The sequence below is a fragment of the Bacillus sp. 2B09 genome (assembly GCF_003946835.1).
Lineage (GTDB): Bacteria > Bacillota > Bacilli > Bacillales > Bacillaceae > Bacillus > Bacillus altitudinis.
This window is the reverse complement of record NZ_RPSG01000006.1, coordinates 98,999-116,044: the sequence shown is the minus strand read 5'-3', so window position 1 is coordinate 116,044 and position 17,046 is coordinate 98,999. Positions and strand designations below refer to the sequence as shown.

Genomic DNA, 17,046 nt, shown 5'->3' with positions numbered 1-17,046 from the left:
ATAATCAAACTAAATTTATAAATTTAGTTTGATTATGTTATCTCAGATTTAACAGAATTTCCACTATTATAGTAGCTGACTTTAGACGGCATTAATGATATTAATAATAAAACTAACGCTATAACTAGCATTGTACTAGAACCAAATATAACAACATACTTTACAGATATAAAATCACCTGTAAATCCTATTAAGAAGGTAAATCCAATTTGTAAAATCGCTAGAAACATGCCTAGTACACTTCCTACCCTTCCCATCACATTTACAGGAATATTGTTTTGGTAGAATGTCCAAAAACCGGTATTTGCAAATCCTAAAAAAAAGGCTAATACAAAGAAGCCTACAGCTCCTCCTATAAATGTTGTTGAAAAAGAATAAATTAAATAACCACATGCTACTAACGTCGTTCCTGCTCCAATTAAAAATTGAGATGATAACCATTTAACTGTAACTGCATTAATTAATGAACCAGCTAGAATGCCCACCCCAGCAATACTTACTAACACACCATAACTGCTTTCAGATAAGTGTAGAACTTCCCGAGTAAATACAACCTCTTGAGAATCTAAAGCCATACACACCACCATAGCACTTTGGAATAATAAATAAACAAGCATGACATATTTTTCTTTCCTAGCATAATCTATAACTAATTTCCAATCTTTTTGAAGAATCTTAAATGAAATTTTTTCTTCTACCGATTTAACTTTTTCATTCTCAAGTTTAGGAAGCAAACAGATAATAAAAGCAGAGAACAAAAACGTAAAGGAATTAGTATAGATTGCAAATGTTGGATTACCAATGATAAACAGTAGACCTGCCAGTGCAGGCCCTAGAACAAATGCTCCAGAACTTACTAGACTTCTCAACGAATTAAACCTTTTTCTTTGATTTTGAGGAATAAATTTAGTGATATAGGTAGCAGATGTTGGCTCAAAAAATGAACTTGCCATGCTAATAAGTAGAACTAGAATATAAATTAACCATAGAGAATCTACTAAAGGAATAATTACTACAAATAAAGCTCTTAGTACATCAAGAATAATCATCAATTGGCGCTTAGGAAATCTATCTACAATACTTCCTGCCCAAAAAGTAGTTAAGATAGCAGCTATCGGCTTAATAATATATAAACCTGCTACAGCTGTAGCCGAATCTGTCATATTTAATACAATAAGATTAAGAGCAATTAAATAAATCCAATCCCCTAAATTCGAAATTCCAATACCTGATAATAATAAAGAAGGTTGTTTCCAGTTTAATAACAGTTCCTTATAGCTAGCTTTCATTATTACTCCTCCTTTCTATTTCTAATATGTATTTTTAAGGTCAAAAAATGACCATTGATCTGATCATATACGCCAAGATAATTTATACTATTAAAAATATGAAAGTGCATTCTTTTTCTAAAATGTAAAAAACTGAATCAGTTTAATGCTAATTTTATTACTTCTCTCCCATTTTTTAATAATATATATTTCATGATTGAAATTGAAAGGTAGTCATACAAATATTAATATAATTTTATTATTCTGAATATATAAAATATACATATATATTTTATATATTCAAATAATTTAAACACACTATATATATTTACATATTATTAAAAATAAGTAAATAGGTCTTTTTTACTTAATTGGTAATAGTTTCTTTGGTTATTTATAGAAATTTTTTATACTAGCATTCCTTATTAATCATCCTTTCTATTTTTCTTATCGGCCCTCACTAGCCTCTTGTTCTTTTTATTATTATCAATTTTCGGAGTTGATTAGGTATTTTTTCTAAATCAGTTTCCGTTAGTTTGTAATCTCTTCAGATTTTCTATAATTGACCAGACGACTTTTTAAGCTCTGAATTAACATCTCGCAGAACGCTTACCTACATATTCCACACTGAATTTTGATAACATAGAGAAATCAAAAACATCTAATGTTTCTTTCTCTCTACCGTATATTCATTCTTACTTATCAATTGGCAATTGCAATTTATTAACATTAGTAGCCTTCTTTAGAGATAGTGTACTTATATTACTTTTAGACCTGAGTTTATATTTAAGCCTCTCTTTTCCAGGTTGACTAGTTAACCACCTACACCTACTATTTATTTCAAACTCTTCATCTGTATTAAATTTCTTTCAAAGTTACTTCTACTGATGTTTCCGGGCATTGCTCCTTAATCACTAGCTCATTCCAAAAGTCATTTGAATTAAAGCTCTTTTATGAAATCCTAAATTAGGGTTCTGACGCAAAAATAATTAATTTGAAATATAGAAGTGATTTAATCATTGTTTTCGGAATTACAAGTCAATTCCGAATAGTTTATGTGTAAATTCTATTTCATTTTGGACAGACTTCACCTGTTGAAGAATTTATATTTTTTCACCATAAAAATAGCTTTAACGTCACTAAATTTAGAAGTAACAGTTTTATACGACTTGAATCCTAACATAGAACGATGATCTTGTTCCACCATATTATTAAGATATTTTATCTGTTTTATTTGGATGCCTACGGGTATCTTTTTCTCTTTCTTCAACTCTTCAATCCCATTAAATAGGATAAACTCTTGTCTACAGTGATAACACAGGGCTTTGAAACATGAAAAGACTGCAAGGCTTTCTTGAAAAAGCGCTTTGCAGCCTTATGATCTCTTGTTTTATCTAAATAAAAATCAATTGTATTTCCTTCTGAATCAACGACATGATATAGGTACATCCATTGACCTTTGACTTCACATACGTCTCCTCGAATCACCAAGAATCATTGGTTGGCTTAAGATGACCCCGTACTGGCTCATCTAATTCAGTACCATACTGATGAGCCCAGCGCATAATTGTAGTATGATCAATAAATAGTTCACGTTCTTCAATCATTTCAACTAAATCACGAAAACCGAGGTTGTGCCGTATGTACATCTCACTGTTAGCTAAATAATGTCAAACTAATAATGCTTCCATGTGAATAAATTATCCTTTTCCATACCGATTACACACCTTTTAAGAGTACTAGCGTCAGTCATTTTATTCAATTTTAGGAGATTCATTACAATTGTATTGAAGTTTTCACACTAGAACCTTGTTAAATAAGTATGCCTTATAAGCCCCCTCTTTAAGATAAAAAGGGATTCCTAAGATCTCTGAGTTCGATTCTAATTCAATATTTTTTATAAAAAACAATATATTTTTCCCATCAATGCCTAAATTTTTACTTTTAACTTGTATATTCGATAAATCTACATTCGCAAAATCTTTCACCTGGCAATATATATTTAAACTATTTTCACCCTTAATAGCCAAATCATCAAAGTTGCGATTTACATCAGCCTCTATAACTATCTCATTGAAAGTGCTTTCCACATCCATTTTTGACAGTGAAAAAAATGCTACTAACTTTTGATATGTATATCCTAAAATTATATTTCTCGATGCTTTCGCCATTTAATCACTTCTTATACAACTTTCCTTTTTATAATATTGTATAATATAAAAAAGCAACCTTGGATAGGTTGCTAATTATATTATACTGCAATCGGTGCTTTAATACTTGGATGCGGATCATATCCTTTAATTGTTAAATCTTCCATCTCAATATCAAAAATTGATTGCTTTTCTGGGTTAATTTTTAATGTTGGAAGAGCACGCAAGTCACGGGACAATTGCTCTTTTACTTGTTCAATATGGTTTAAGTAAATATGTGCATCGCTAATGCTATAAACAAACTCGCCTACTTCTAAGCCACATTCTCTCGCAATTAAATGTGTAAGTAATGAATAAGATGGGATGTTGAAGTTTGCTCCTAAAAATGAATCGGCACTGCGTTGCAGTAAGTGGCAGCTTAGTTTGCCATTTGCTACATAAAACTGGAACATGACGTGACATGGAGGTAATGCTGCTTTACTTCCTTTAGCACCAGCATTGCGTACATCTTCTGGGTTCCATGCATTCACAATTAAACGACGCGAATTAGGATTAGTTTTAATTTGATTAATGACATCCTGTAATTGATCTATGGACTCACCTGTAGAAGCAGTCCAATCACGCCATTGCTTTCCATAGACATTGCCAAGATCACCATATTTCTTTGCAAATTTATCATCTGCTAGTAATCGCTCACAGAAAGCTTCCATTTCACATTGGTATAATTCATTAAATTCTTCATCGACTAGGCAGCGGTTTCCAAAGTCCGTCATATCAGGTCCTTGATATTCGTCTGATTCAACCCATTTTTTAAATGCCCACTCGTCCCAAATGTGATTGTTGTGTTCAAGTAAATAACGAATATTTGTATCACCTTTAATGAACCACAACAATTCGCTTGCAATTAAGCGAAATGATGTACGTTTTGTAGTAAATAACGGAAATCCTTTTGATAAATCAAATCGCATTTGATAGCCAAATACACTGATTGTCCCCGTTCCTGTTCGATCTTCTTTTTTTGTCCCGTTATCTAAAATATATTGTAAAAAATCCAAATATGTTTGTTCTAATTCATTCGACAATATACTTCACCTCCGTTAGTTTTCGCTTCATACATTATATCTTAAAAAAAAAAATTTTGTAGATGTTAGGATAATTTTTTTATTTTCCCTTAGAAGAAAATCACTTCATTAAGTGAGGACTATTTCGTTCATAAGATATTGAAATTCTGCTCTATAGAGGCTAAGAAAAACAAGTATTCGCTTAAAAAAGTTAACAATCTTTAGAAACTATCCTTTCATATTTCTAACACAGTGAGTTATCAATCTTTTCTTTCTCTTCTTTTAAGTACTCTACTAATTCGCTAGGATAGTGAGATGTATTATAGTCTAAGCTTACTTTATCATCAGGACTGTACAAGCTAATAACAAACATAGCATTGCGAGTATAGTCCATTCCAACACAAGATAAGTAAGGACTCCCAGCCTTAATAATTTATGTAGGTTTTACTTATTAACTGTTCGTTTCGTTTAACACTTTCTTTTTCAGTTTAAGATCCTAGCTGCGAAACACTCTCCTCCTCCACTAATAATTATCATTTTTATTTATTGTTTGAGATGTTTTTGAAGTATATATATTCGATGAAGTCAATAAGGTGAGGTTATACCGAGGCGTTTTATTTTTTGTAGAATAACAACTATAAATCCTATATTCAGCATTTTGTTTTTTAGCGAATAAAAAAGATATCTGCCGATCTTTGATATAGCTGGCAGGAAAGCTTCCCGTTTGATACGTAAAATTGAAACAGACAATGACAAGGAGGCAGCGCCATTTGATCAATTTCCCCCGGATTCCAAGCACTGACAATCAGTCTTCTTGAATTCGGGTTGTGCTCAATATCATGGATCAGCTTTGTGATCTGATCCACGGTCTCGCCGTCTCCACTCGCCCATGATCTCCACTGTGCACCGTACACACGGCCAAGCTCTCCATTTTCATCTGCCCATTCATTCCAAATACGGACACCATTTTCTTGAAGATATTTGACATTTGTATCACCTTTTAAAAACCACAGTAACTCATGAATGATTGATTTCAGGTGTAATTTCTTTGTTGTTAATAAAGGAAACCCTTCCTGTAAATCAAATCTCATTTGGTAACCGAACGTGCTGATAGTGCCTGTTCCTGTTCTGTCACCTTTTTCATCCCCGTGCTGTAATACATGACGGCATAACTCTTTGTATTGTTTCATTTTTTTCATCCTTTATTTATGTTCTTGTTGTAGTTTACCTTATTTCTGCTTTTGTTGAAACCAAAAAAACATGTCTGCATGATGAGCAGACATGTTTTTCTTTTTATGCTTGATTCACTCGATCCTGCTCTTCGTCCTTAATATCTTGGTGAGAGTGAGCTATGCGGCTTGCTGCTGCTGCGGCAAGCGCAGCGACAAGGTCATCAAGGAAGGTGTGTACTTCACCAGGACGACCTTCATCTAATTCTCTAATAATACCAAATTTCTCTTTGTCTAGATAACCGAAGTTGGTCAAACCGATTGATCCATATACATTGACAATGGAAAGCGGAATAATCTCATCAATTCCATATAGCGGTTCATCTGTTTCAACTAAATGCTGCAAAGGTTCTGGCAAAAGCTTTTTTTCTGCCAGCTGATCAAGAGCAAGTCCTGTCAAAACTGCGTGGACAATTTCCCTTTTATTCAGCACTTTTTCAACATTTTCAATGCAGACACTAAGTGGAAGATTTGGGTTGTATTTCTCTTGGAGTTTCAGCACAATATGTGCAATATCTTCTATTTTCACTCCACGCTCGTTTAACATCTGTTTTGTAATGCGAACCATTTCGTTCATTGTATACTTTTTCAATTGGCATGACATCTCCTTCTAGTGGCTCATCCAGCTCGGCGGGGTGTTTTTATCCCAGTAAATATTACCGAGTTCATGATGCGTCTGGAATCCATCTTCTGCTGTATGGTAGTGAAAGTTAAACCAATATCCGCTGTGAGGCGGCTGATCTCTCCTGACATGAAAACGAAGCAAATCTTCTCCAGTCTTTCTATTATAAATGTGGAAGATTTTTTCCCCATTTCCGCTTGAAGGCTGATCAGTTAAAACAACATCTTGAAATTTTTCGTCATCTTTGAAATTTGTTAAAAAGTCGGTTAGCACTTGTTCAATTTTGGGTTGAATCTCTTCTCTATACTCGTCCTCAATGACAGGTGTGATTTTACGACCAAATTTGAGAAAGGATTGGTTTTCTGCACTTGATAGAACCTCTTGCTTATATTGCTCAAAGGGGTCTACCCGCTCTTTGTTGTCTTCTTGCGATAGTTCCCAGCTGCGCGTATCATCTGATGTATCATAAACTGCTGTATAAGGTGATTTATCAGATGAAGAAAGTTCAGATGGCTTGTCTGTCATCAAAGCCGATGGAGGAGAGATTAAACCAAAAGTCGCAATCGTAAAGAGTGCAACAAGCGTTTTTCTCATCCACATTTTCATGATATCTAATTCCTTCCATAAGTTATCATACTGCTATTCTAGCATATAATGAATTTTCAGTCATTCAATTTGGTCATTGAGTTGAGACTTTCTTTTTCATGATAAAACGTTTACAATGACAGTAACGACGACTAAAATTTGGGAGGAATGGATATGCTTGAAGGGTTTTTCATCACAGCTTCCTTGCTGACGTTATTTTATTTTGTCTATATGGAGATCACCGATTAAAAGCCCTGAAATAGGGCTTTTTTAATTGTTAAGAGTGATTAAAGTTTTGTTGATTTGTCTTCTTCTATTGAGATATATCCGTAATGGAATTGGGCAGTTTTACGTTTCATCACTTGAAATTGATAGGAAACAGTGGTAAATCGTGTGCTTTTCCAATGATCTTTTAAAACCACTCTTTTTCTAGCCACTCTCATTGCTTCTTTCACAGCGGTTTCATGGTCAAAATGATGCTCAGCTGCATGACGAAGCGGCATCATACTAGCAGACTCTTGTATGGTTTCTTCGAACATTGGGTCAAAATAGACGATATCATAGGATCGATCAGGGAGCTTCTTTAACTGCTCAATACTATCCCCGCTGATAACAGATATCCGTTTCATCGCTTCGTCTGCCTCTCTCACACCCGTTTCCCATGTGCTGAGTCCTTCTCGAACAAGCAATGCCGTCATCGGATTTTTTTCAATACCGGCCACTTTTCCATTGGCTCCTGTAGCGCAGCTTGCGGTAATCGCATCAGATCCTAAGCCAAGCGTACAATCTAAAAAGGAATCGCCCGGCTTTAATTGTGCTGCTTCTATTAATGGATCTTTTTCCCCTCGCAGAACCCGCTTCACCCTAAACATCGCTGAGCTTGGATGGAAAAAGAACTTTTCACCATTTGGCTGATACCATTCAAATCGTTCTTTCCCAACAACGAGTACATCCCCCCGCTTGATCGCAAGCTGTTTGACAGATTGTTTACGCCGCTCGATATACTCACCATGCAAGTCCTTTGCGAGGGCCTTTGCCGTTTCAATTGTTTGTTCATTTGCTCTAAAGCTTGTTGTAATGAGCATGACGTTCCTCCATCATAATCAAGAAAAAATGCCCTGATGGATCACAGGACATTTCAACATTTGTATTAGCAATGTTTTTCAAATGCAGATAAGACGTTCTTCATAATATCTTCCATTTCATGACCTTCAATTTCGTCACGCGGGATAAAGTGAACGAGTTCATTTCCTTTTAAAAGTGCCATAGATGGAGAAGATGGCTCCTCACCTGTGAAGTATTCTCTCATTTTAGCCGTTGCTTCCCGGTCCTGACCAGCAAAAACCGTCACCATTCGATCTGGTGCTTTTTCTGCTTTCATGACAGCTTGAGTAGCAGCAGGGCGTGCTAAACCAGCAGCACATCCGCATACGGAATTGACGACAACAAATGTTGTTCCTTCTGCTTCCTGCATCGTTTTTTCTACTTCTTCTTCAGTCGTCAACTCTTGAAACCCTGCACTAGTTAGTTCTTGGCGCATTGGTACGACGAGCTGACGCATATATTCTTCATATGCCATTGACATAAAAAAGCCCCCTCTATAATCCTTATGTTGTGAATAAAGGATACTATAGAGAGAGCCAATTTTCAAATGATCAATTTCACATTAAATTTTCATGATTCCGCCTGTATTGGCTGATGTCACAAGTTTTGAGTATCTGGCAAGGTAACCTGTTTTTACTTTTGGCTCAAAGCCTTTCCAGTTTGCTTTTCTTTTTTCCCATTCTTCTTCCGGGACATCTACGCTTAAAATGCGTTTTTCGATATCAACAACGACATGATCACCATTTTCAACAAAGGCAAGCGGGCCGCCTTCTGCTGCCTCTGGAGAGACGTGTCCAATAGACAATCCACGAGAAGCACCGGAGAATCGTCCGTCTGTAATTAAAGCAACCTTTGGACCGAGTCCCATTCCAACAATTTGTGAAGTTGGTGCAAGCATTTCAGGCATACCTGGACCGCCTTTAGGTCCTTCATAACGAATAATGACAACATGTCCTGCTTCTACTTTTCGATTAATGATTCCTTCAAGTGCTTCCTCTTGGGATTCAAATACGATCGCAGGTCCTTCATGACGTGTGATGCCGTCTTGTACACCGCCTGTTTTAATGATCGCTCCATCTGGCGCAAGGTTTCCAAATAAAACGGCTAAGCCGCCCTTTTCAGTAAATGGCTTGTCAATTGGATAAATGACGTTATAATCTTTTACCTCATGACCTGCAATGTTCTCGCCTAACGTTTTCGCTGTGACGGTCATGGTATCTAAATGAAGAGCTCCCTCTTTTTTGGACAATTCATTTAGTGCAGCAGTCACTCCGCCAGCTTCATGTAAATCTTCAATATATACATCTGAAGCTGGAGCAAGTTTCGATAAATGCGGCACACGTTCTGCGACTTCATTGATACGCTCAAGTGAATATTCAACGCCTGCTTCGTTTGCAATCGCCAATGTATGAAGAACTGTATTTGTTGAACCACCAAGTGCCATATCTAAAGCAAATGCGTTATCAATCGCTTTTTCGGTGACAATATCACGTGGTTTAATGTCTTTTTTGATTAGCTCCATCAATTGTTTTGCTGACTTCTTCGCAAATTCTCTTCGTTCTGGTGAAGTCGCCAGAATGGTTCCATTTCCAGGAAGAGCAATCCCTAGCGCCTCTGCTAAACAGTTCATTGAGTTTGCTGTAAACATACCAGAGCAAGATCCGCATGTTGGACAGCCAAATTGCTCTAATTCGTTTAACTCCTCTTCATTAATTTTCCCTGATTGGTATGCGCCTACGCCTTCAAAGACAGAAGAAAGAGAAATTTTTCTGCCATCACTTGTTCTACCAGCTTCCATCGGTCCACCACTGACAAATACAGTTGGGATATTCACACGCATGGCAGCCATCATCATACCTGGCGTGATTTTATCACAGTTAGGAATACAAACCATGCCATCAAACCAGTGTGCAGACACCACGGTCTCTACTGAATCAGCTATGATTTCACGGCTTGGCAATGAATATCTCATCCCAATATGCCCCATCGCAATACCATCATCTACCCCGATTGTATTGAATTCAAATGGAACACCGCCAGCTTCACGAATGGCTTCTTTCACAATTTTTCCGAATTCCTGAAGATGGACATGCCCTGGGACAATATCAATATAGGAATTACATACGGCAATAAACGGCTTGCCAAAATCCTCATCTTTTACCCCAGCTGCTCTTAGTAAGCTTCGGTGAGGTGCTCTGTCAATTCCTTGTTTAATCATATTACTGCGAAGTTCTGCCATCTGTTTAAAAAGCCTCCTATACTACTAGTCTTGTTGACTGTATGATTTTGAGTTCATTTTATTTTACAAATTTTCTGTTTATTTAGCCACCTATAATAGATAGTGACTGATTTCTCTGCTGAAGCAAGTGCTCAGCAAGGATTGTGTCATAAAATCTGACCTCCAATATTCTATATTGGTACTACTATATAGAGTTTTTTCTCATATTTCAACAATATTCAAAATAATTTTTCTAAAAAAATTTTTCTGCCAATAAAAAAGCCATTTTCAGAAAACAAGCTGCCTTTTATTGGCAGCCTGCTCGTCTTTCTTATGATTCTGATGCATTTTTTCTACTTTCTGTCATTTGCTTCCACACAGAGCCTTTTGCTTCTTCTCCGTGCTCAATTCGTTCGATGGCCATTTTCACTTGAAGACTGACTTCAAATTCAGGGTCCTGCTCCGCTTCTTTTAAAGCTTCTAGTGCTGTTTCGTCACCTTCTTCATAAAGGAACATGGCCGCACGCCAGCGGACAAGCTTACTTGGGTCCTTTAAGGCTTGGATCATCGCTTCAATCGCACTAGGATCACCAAGATCTGAAATACAATCTCCAGCAGTTCTTCTAACCGTCACTGTTTTATCTTCAAGCCCTTTATACAAAATAGGCAAAATGTTTGGATCTTCAATCATGCCAGCATTCACAACAGCTTGTCTGCGAATTGATGTTTTTGGATCCTCCATCGCTTTCATTAAAACAGGTATATCTTTTTTCTCAGGCTGCATTTGCTCTAAATGAGCAAAACGTTTCTTCCAATCTTCATCGAGCAGCATCTCTTCTGTCACATCATATGCTTTTCGGTTCACTTGTTTATCTACAGCCTCTTGACCTTCCTTCACTGCCTCTGTTAAACGGGATAAACGCTCGTCGTCATATGCAGCTTGCAGCTCTTCTGTGACTTCTTGACCGATATCAGCAAATTCTCCAAAACGTACGCCATGTTCTTTCCACACACGTTCAAATACAACATTATCTGAACTGCTTCTTAGCTTTAAAATCGCTGCCTGGAAACGTTCAGGCATTCCAAATCGTTCTTCTCTTTCACCGTCTGTCAGCTTCACCTGCATCGGAATCCCATTAAACATTTGAACATGCACTTTGACTTCTCCAAATGTGTCATCACCTGACTGCGATTCTCCCTGAAGACCTTCTGTTTCTTGTCCAAAGGCTTCTCTGACTTGCTGTAAAATACCTTGCCAATCAAATTTCGCATTACGCTCAACCGCTAAGAAATCGGCTACATGGTAAACACCTTTTACACCTTCAATGGTTAAAATTCGCTTGATCATCTCTGGCGCTTCGTCTTTTTGATCTTTTTTGTAGTTATTGCTTTTACCGCCTGCAAGCGCTTCTGTCAAAATGACTTTCATTGTATTCGGGCTTGGCGTTGGTTCTATGGCAGTTATTTTCATCTATACATCCTCCTTACACACATAAAGACCCTACTCATCTGTAAGGCCGCATTCTTCTTTCCATGTCTTGATAAATAGACACATAAACTCATGCCGCTCATGAGCCAGCTGCTTTCCAGCACGTGTGTTCATCAAGTCTTTTAATTGAAGCAGCTTTTCTTGCATATGCACAAGTACTGTGCCTTGGTGAGCACCCTCTGTATAGTGAGGCTCCCCTTTTGCACCTGCATATGTAAACACCCTTGCAATCCCAGTTGCACCTATCGCATCTAGCCGATCTGCATCTTGAACAATGGCCCCTTCTAATGTCACTGGCTGATGCTGCATATGCCGGTGACGAAAAGACATCGTTGTAATAATATCCATGATATAGCGAATATCTCGCGTGTCCACTTCCCACAAAAGGAGCTGCTGCTTGAGATCATGCGGTGAAAGCTTCCATTCACTAGACAGCTTGTCATCAATGACATCATGGACAATCGCTGCCATTTCAATGACAAAAAGCGACCCGCCCTCCTGTTGTGCAATATGGACGGCAAGCTGGCGCACACGATTGATATGAGCTTCATCGTGTCCAGTCGGTTCATTCTTTAGCTGTTTTGAAACAAAGGAGGCAGCTGCCTCCAATTGTTCTTGCTGCTTACTCGAATACATGCTTATTTCTCCAAAAGAGCGATAATGGAGCTTTCTAATTCTTTTGGTGGTGTTTTAGGAGAAAATCGTTCAGTCACTTCTCCGTTTTGGTCAACGATAAATTTTGTGAAATTCCATTTCACCGTTTTTGTGCCAAGCACACCTTTCGCATGACTCGTTAAGTATTTGAAAAGCGGATGCGCATTGTCACCATTGACATCTACTTTTGCAAACATCGGGAAGGTCACACCATAGTTCAACGAACAGAATTCTTGAATTGCTTCTTCCCCTTCTGGCTCTTGATTCATAAATTGATTGCACGGAAATCCTAAAATTTCAAGGCCCTTTTCATGATATTGATCGTATAACTCTTGTAATTGTTTAAATTGAGGGGTCAGTCCACATTTGCTCGCTGTGTTCACGATGATCAGTACTTTCCCTTTGTAATCTGCCATTGATTTTTCCTGACCGTTAATGGTCTTGACCTGAATATCATAAATTGACATCTCATAGCCTCCTAGGATTCACTTTTTCCTATCGTAACATGCTTCTTTTAGAAAATCGCTTTTTATGCTTCCTGCTAAAAGAGTCCAGTCACACTGCCGTCTTCTAATAAATCCATCTCAAGTGCCGCAGGTTTTTTAGGGAGACCTGGCATGGTCAGAATGCTTCCCGTTAGTGCAACGATAAAACCTGCCCCTACAGATGGTTTTAACTCTCGAATCGTAACGGTAAAGCCTTTTGGTCTGCCGATTAAAGCTGGATCATCCGATAGTGAATATTGCGTTTTTGCCATACAAACCGGCAAATGGGCCCAGCCATTTTTCTCAATTGCAGCTAGCTGCTTTCTTGCTTTTGATGTAAGGTTGACGCCGTCTGCACCATAAACCACTTTGGCGACTTTTGACAACTTTTCTTCAATGGAATCTTGCTTCTCATATAAATAAGAAAAGCTGTTTTCATTCTTTTCAATGAGTGTCGTGAGCTCTTCGGCAAGTGCTACCCCGCCAGCTCCCCCTTCTTCCCATACATTGACGGCTTTGACTGGATGTCCATTCGTTTCGCACCAGTTTTCTATTGCTTGAATTTCTTCTTTTGTATCGGTAATAAAACGGTTCACTGCAACGATGTATGGTAGACCGAAGGCTTGCACTGTTTCAATATGCTTCTCTAAATTATGTATACCTTCTAATACAGCCTGTGCATTTGCTTCCTTGAGCTCTGTTTTCTGCATTCCGCCATGCATTTTTAGCGCCCTGACAGTTGCTACAATGACAACAGCGCCTGGTTTAAAATCACCGGCTCTTGTTTTGATGTGAAGAAATTTTTCCGCGCCGAGGTCTGCACCAAATCCCGCTTCTGTTACGACGTAATCTGCTAGTTTTGCCGCCATTTTTGTGGCAATTAAACTATTGCATCCATGTGCAATATTGGCAAAAGGACCACCATGAACAAGGGCTGGAGTTCCTTCAATCGTTTGAACAAGGTTTGGTTTCAGCGCATCTTTTAAAAGCAAGGTCAATACGCCTTCATATCCTAGATTTCCAACTGTGACCGGTTCACCTTCTTGATTGTAGGCAACAACAATAGAAGAAAGACGTTTTTTTAGATCGTTTAAGTCGTCTGCTAAACAGAGGATGGCCATCATTTCGGATGCAACCGTAATATCAAATCCATCTTCTCTAGGGTACCCATTTAATTGACCGCCAAGTCCTACGACCACTTGTCTTAGAGCACGATCGTTTAAATCTAACACTCGTTTCCATACAATTCGGCGTGCGTCGATCCCAAGCTCATTTCCGTGATGGATATGATTATCAATAAAAGCAGCTAAAGCGTTATGTGCAGATGTAATCGCATGAAAATCCCCTGTGAAATGAAGATTGATTTCTTCCATAGGCAACACCTGTGAATATCCGCCGCCAGCCGCACCGCCTTTAATACCCATTGTGGGACCTAGTGAAGGTTCACGCATGGCAATGATCGCTTTTTTCCCAATTTTCTCGAAGGCTTGACCGAGGCCAACTGTTACGGTGGACTTCCCCTCACCTGCTGGCGTTGGGTTGATCGAAGTCACAAGAATCACATTTCCTTCTTTTTGTTCCTTTAAACGGTCAAAAATAGTCAAAGATATTTTCGCTTTTGTGAAACCATAGCATTCTAATTCTTCGTCATGTATGTGTAATTTTGCTGCGATGTCTTGAATCGGTCTCAGCTTTGCCTTTTGGGCAATGTCAATATCTGATAAATGCTTTGTGATCATGATTAATGGCCTCCTTTTTTGACAGAAACAGCTTTCTTTTTTGCTCTATTTTTCATTGTAACATAATTGAAACATTGAAATATCGCCAGAAAGTTCCTATAATGAAGTGAAATTAGCTTTGGTTCAGGGGGTGGCGAGTTGCCTATTAACATACCAGTTCATCTGCCGGCAAAACAAATACTAGAGAGCGAAAACATTTTCGTCATGGATGAGACAAGGGCATTCAAACAAGATATCCGTCCTTTGAATATCGTGATCTTAAACTTAATGCCAAAAAAAATACAAACTGAAACGCAGCTGTTGAGAATGCTCGGAAATTCTCCTTTGCAAGTGTATTTTACATTTTTGATTCCAAGTACACATACACCGAAGAATACATCGAGAGAGCATCTAGATGAATTTTATACGACCTTTGACTCGATTCGCCATAAAAAATTTGATGGCATGATCATTACAGGTGCACCAATTGAGCATTTAGCTTTCGAAGAAGTTTCCTATTGGAAAGAACTGCAGGACATTTTGGACTGGAGTAAAACGAATGTGACGTCTACTCTCCATATATGCTGGGGGGCACAGGCTGGTCTGTATCATCATTATGGCATTGAAAAAATCAAGCTTCCAGAGAAAAAATTCGGTGTCTTTGAACATCTTGTCAAAGAGAAAAAAGAAAGATTAGTAAGAGGTTTCGATGAAGTATACTATGTCCCACATTCTAGGCATACAGATATTAATACAGAACAATTAAAAAACACGCCGAATCTAAAAATATTGAGCACGTCTGAGGAAGCTGGTGTTTGTTTAATTGTTTCAGATGATGATAGACAAGTATTTTTAACTGGACATCCTGAATACGATACAGATACATTGAAGCAGGAATATGAAAGAGATTTGTTGAAACATGATACAGTCAAAAAACCCGTCCACTATTTCATAGAAGATGGAGACACATTAGTTCCAGTGAACCGCTGGAAAGCCCATGCTACTTTGCTGTTTATGAATTGGCTTAATTACTATGTTTATCAAGAAACACCATATGTGTGGGAATAAAATAGACTGTAGTCTGATGATAAATGCTTAAAATGTGTTAAAATACAAATGGCTCTGTCTTCCATTATCAATTTAGTCTGTTTGTTTTTTAAAATTAGTTTAATTCTTTCGTAACGAATGATATGCTCTCGCTGTTTATATGTTATCTTTATGTATATGTAGACCTATGAGATTTATAGTTTTCGTACGAAGTTTTGTTGTTGTTGATTACATTTGAGGTGAATATTCTTGAATACCAATAAAAAAATATTAATCTTGACCGCAAATTATGGAAATGGACATATGCAGGTTGCAAAAACACTGTATGATGAATGCAAATCCCAAGGGTTTGAACATGTGATAGTTTCTAATTTGTATCAAGAATCAAATCCCATTGTGTCTGAAGTGACTCAATATTTATATTTAAAGAGCTTCTCCATTGGGAAACAATTTTATCGCTTGTTTTATTACGGTGTAGATAAAATTTACAATAAACGCAAATTTAACATTTATTTAAAGATGGGAAATAAGCGTCTTGATGAATTAATTCAATTACACAATCCGGATATCATCATCATTACATTCCCGATGATTGTTGTACCTGAATACCGAAACAAAACAGGTAAAGTCATTCCAACATTTAATGTGATGACAGACTTTTGTCTTCATAAAATTTGGGTACATGAAAACATTGACCGATACTATGTTGCAACCGATTATGTGAAACAAAAGCTAGTAGAAATCGGCACACATCCAAGCGATGTCAAGGTAACAGGCATTCCGATTAGACCACAATTTGAAGTAGACGTGCCTAAATCGATCATCTATAAAAAATATGGATTATCATCAGACAAAAAAGTCCTTCTCATTATGGCGGGTGCCCATGGTGTACTAAAAAATGTGAAGGAACTGTGTGAAGCACTACTTCTTGACAGTGAAGTACAAATTGTTGTTGTGTGCGGTAAGAATGCAGCGCTGAAGCAATCGCTTAGCGAACTTGAACAAGCACACCCAAATCAATTGAAGGCGCTTGGATATGTGGAACAAATTGATGAATTGTTCAGAGTAACGGACTGTATGATTACAAAACCGGGTGGAATTACATTAACAGAAGCAACAGCAATTGGTGTCCCAGTTATTCTTTACAAACCTGTTCCAGGACAAGAAAAAGAAAATGCTCTTTTCTTTGAAGATTACGGCGCTGCCATTGTCATCAACAGACACGAAGACATTTTAGAATCTGTCACCAACTTGCTGCAAGACGAAGAAAAATTAGAATCCATGAAACAAAACATCAAAAAATTACACTTAAAACAATCTTCTCAAACCATTTTAGAAGATATCGTCGAACAATCAGATCTGATCATGAGCAACAAATCGTATGCTCAAGCATTATCATAAAAAGGTGTCCGTCAT

14 protein-coding genes and 2 pseudogenes are annotated in these 17,046 nt (G+C 37.5%); 2 read left to right on the top strand and 14 right to left on the bottom strand.

Annotated elements, in window-relative coordinates; all coding sequences use genetic code 11:
• Positions 1-32: 32 nt before the first annotated feature.
• From EBQ12_RS13395 to EBQ12_RS13330, 14 genes and pseudogenes are all read right to left on the bottom strand, one after another.
• Positions 33-1,289 (bottom strand): MFS transporter, encoded by a 1,257-nt coding sequence (locus EBQ12_RS13395; RefSeq protein WP_125590325.1) that lies wholly within the window; start codon positions 1,287-1,289, stop codon positions 33-35.
• Positions 1,290-2,299: 1,010 nt separating this feature from the next.
• Positions 2,300-2,937 (bottom strand): annotated as a pseudogene (locus tag EBQ12_RS13390) (IS6 family transposase).
• 127 nt (positions 2,938-3,064) lie between these two features.
• Positions 3,065-3,439: a hypothetical protein gene (locus tag EBQ12_RS13385; protein ID WP_125590323.1), complete on the bottom strand. Its 375-nt coding sequence runs from the start codon at positions 3,437-3,439 to the stop codon at positions 3,065-3,067.
• An 80-nt stretch (positions 3,440-3,519) separates the two neighbouring features.
• Entirely contained in the window at positions 3,520-4,500 is a 981-nt protein-coding gene (locus EBQ12_RS13380; protein WP_125590321.1) for a thymidylate synthase, read from the bottom strand.
• A gap of 656 nt (positions 4,501-5,156) precedes the next feature.
• Positions 5,157-5,669: pseudogene (gene thyA, locus EBQ12_RS13375) on the bottom strand (thymidylate synthase); the annotation flags it as partial.
• A gap of 103 nt (positions 5,670-5,772) precedes the next feature.
• Positions 5,773-6,300, bottom strand: a complete 528-nt coding sequence (locus EBQ12_RS13370; protein ID WP_008346387.1) for a phosphatidylglycerophosphatase A family protein — start codon at positions 6,298-6,300, stop codon at positions 5,773-5,775.
• 18 nt (positions 6,301-6,318) lie between these two features.
• Positions 6,319-6,936: a YpjP family protein gene (locus EBQ12_RS13365; protein ID WP_024718552.1), complete on the bottom strand. Its 618-nt coding sequence runs from the start codon at positions 6,934-6,936 to the stop codon at positions 6,319-6,321.
• Positions 6,937-7,202: 266 nt separating this feature from the next.
• On the bottom strand, positions 7,203-8,000 hold the full coding sequence (locus tag EBQ12_RS13360; protein WP_125590319.1) for a class I SAM-dependent methyltransferase: 798 nt from the start codon (positions 7,998-8,000) through the stop codon (positions 7,203-7,205).
• Between the two features lie 65 nt (positions 8,001-8,065).
• Positions 8,066-8,500, bottom strand: coding sequence for a BrxA/BrxB family bacilliredoxin (locus EBQ12_RS13355; protein WP_008346384.1), 435 nt, complete (start codon positions 8,498-8,500; stop codon positions 8,066-8,068).
• Positions 8,501-8,581: 81 nt separating this feature from the next.
• Positions 8,582-10,258: a dihydroxy-acid dehydratase gene (gene ilvD / locus EBQ12_RS13350; protein WP_007500822.1), complete on the bottom strand. Its 1,677-nt coding sequence runs from the start codon at positions 10,256-10,258 to the stop codon at positions 8,582-8,584.
• A gap of 310 nt (positions 10,259-10,568) precedes the next feature.
• A complete protein-coding gene (locus EBQ12_RS13345) occupies positions 10,569-11,708 on the bottom strand; it encodes a conserved virulence factor C family protein (RefSeq protein WP_125590317.1) in 1,140 nt (379 codons plus the stop codon).
• Positions 11,709-11,738: 30 nt separating this feature from the next.
• On the bottom strand, positions 11,739-12,362 hold the full coding sequence (locus EBQ12_RS13340) for an HD domain-containing protein (RefSeq protein ID WP_125590315.1): 624 nt from the start codon (positions 12,360-12,362) through the stop codon (positions 11,739-11,741).
• Between the two features lie 2 nt (positions 12,363-12,364).
• Positions 12,365-12,847, bottom strand: coding sequence for a glutathione peroxidase (locus tag EBQ12_RS13335; protein WP_007500827.1), 483 nt, complete (start codon positions 12,845-12,847; stop codon positions 12,365-12,367).
• A gap of 74 nt (positions 12,848-12,921) precedes the next feature.
• Positions 12,922-14,604: a formate--tetrahydrofolate ligase gene (locus EBQ12_RS13330; RefSeq protein WP_125590313.1), complete on the bottom strand. Its 1,683-nt coding sequence runs from the start codon at positions 14,602-14,604 to the stop codon at positions 12,922-12,924.
• A 138-nt stretch (positions 14,605-14,742) separates the two neighbouring features.
• Here EBQ12_RS13330 and metA point away from each other — a divergent pair, with 138 nt between their 5' ends.
• Together metA and EBQ12_RS13320 are read left to right on the top strand one after the other, a co-directional pair.
• The gene (gene metA, locus EBQ12_RS13325; RefSeq protein ID WP_007500830.1) at positions 14,743-15,651 is read left to right on the top strand and encodes a homoserine O-acetyltransferase MetA; all 909 of its coding nucleotides are present in this window, start codon (positions 14,743-14,745) and stop codon (positions 15,649-15,651) included.
• Positions 15,652-15,879: 228 nt separating this feature from the next.
• Positions 15,880-17,031, top strand: a complete 1,152-nt coding sequence (locus tag EBQ12_RS13320) for a diglucosyl diacylglycerol synthase (RefSeq protein WP_007500831.1) — start codon at positions 15,880-15,882, stop codon at positions 17,029-17,031.
• Positions 17,032-17,046 lie beyond the last annotated feature (15 nt).

What these genes read in the sequence shown, in the direction of transcription:
- ilvD (WP_007500822.1), bottom strand. Translation starts at nt 10,258, where the DNA reads ATGGCAGAACTTCGCAGTAATATGATTAAACAAGGAATTGACAGAGCA.
- EBQ12_RS13355 (WP_008346384.1), bottom strand. Translation starts at nt 8,500, where the DNA reads ATGTCAATGGCATATGAAGAATATATGCGTCAGCTCGTCGTACCAATG.
- EBQ12_RS13345 (WP_125590317.1), bottom strand. Translation starts at nt 11,708, where the DNA reads ATGAAAATAACTGCCATAGAACCAACGCCAAGCCCGAATACAATGAAA.
- EBQ12_RS13365 (WP_024718552.1), bottom strand. Translation starts at nt 6,936, where the DNA reads ATGAAAATGTGGATGAGAAAAACGCTTGTTGCACTCTTTACGATTGCG.
- EBQ12_RS13360 (WP_125590319.1), bottom strand. Translation starts at nt 8,000, where the DNA reads ATGCTCATTACAACAAGCTTTAGAGCAAATGAACAAACAATTGAAACG.
- EBQ12_RS13335 (WP_007500827.1), bottom strand. Translation starts at nt 12,847, where the DNA reads ATGTCAATTTATGATATTCAGGTCAAGACCATTAACGGTCAGGAAAAA.
- EBQ12_RS13395 (WP_125590325.1), bottom strand. Translation starts at nt 1,289, where the DNA reads ATGAAAGCTAGCTATAAGGAACTGTTATTAAACTGGAAACAACCTTCT.
- EBQ12_RS13330 (WP_125590313.1), bottom strand. Translation starts at nt 14,604, where the DNA reads ATGATCACAAAGCATTTATCAGATATTGACATTGCCCAAAAGGCAAAG.
- EBQ12_RS13385 (WP_125590323.1), bottom strand. Translation starts at nt 3,439, where the DNA reads ATGGCGAAAGCATCGAGAAATATAATTTTAGGATATACATATCAAAAG.
- EBQ12_RS13340 (WP_125590315.1), bottom strand. Translation starts at nt 12,362, where the DNA reads ATGTATTCGAGTAAGCAGCAAGAACAATTGGAGGCAGCTGCCTCCTTT.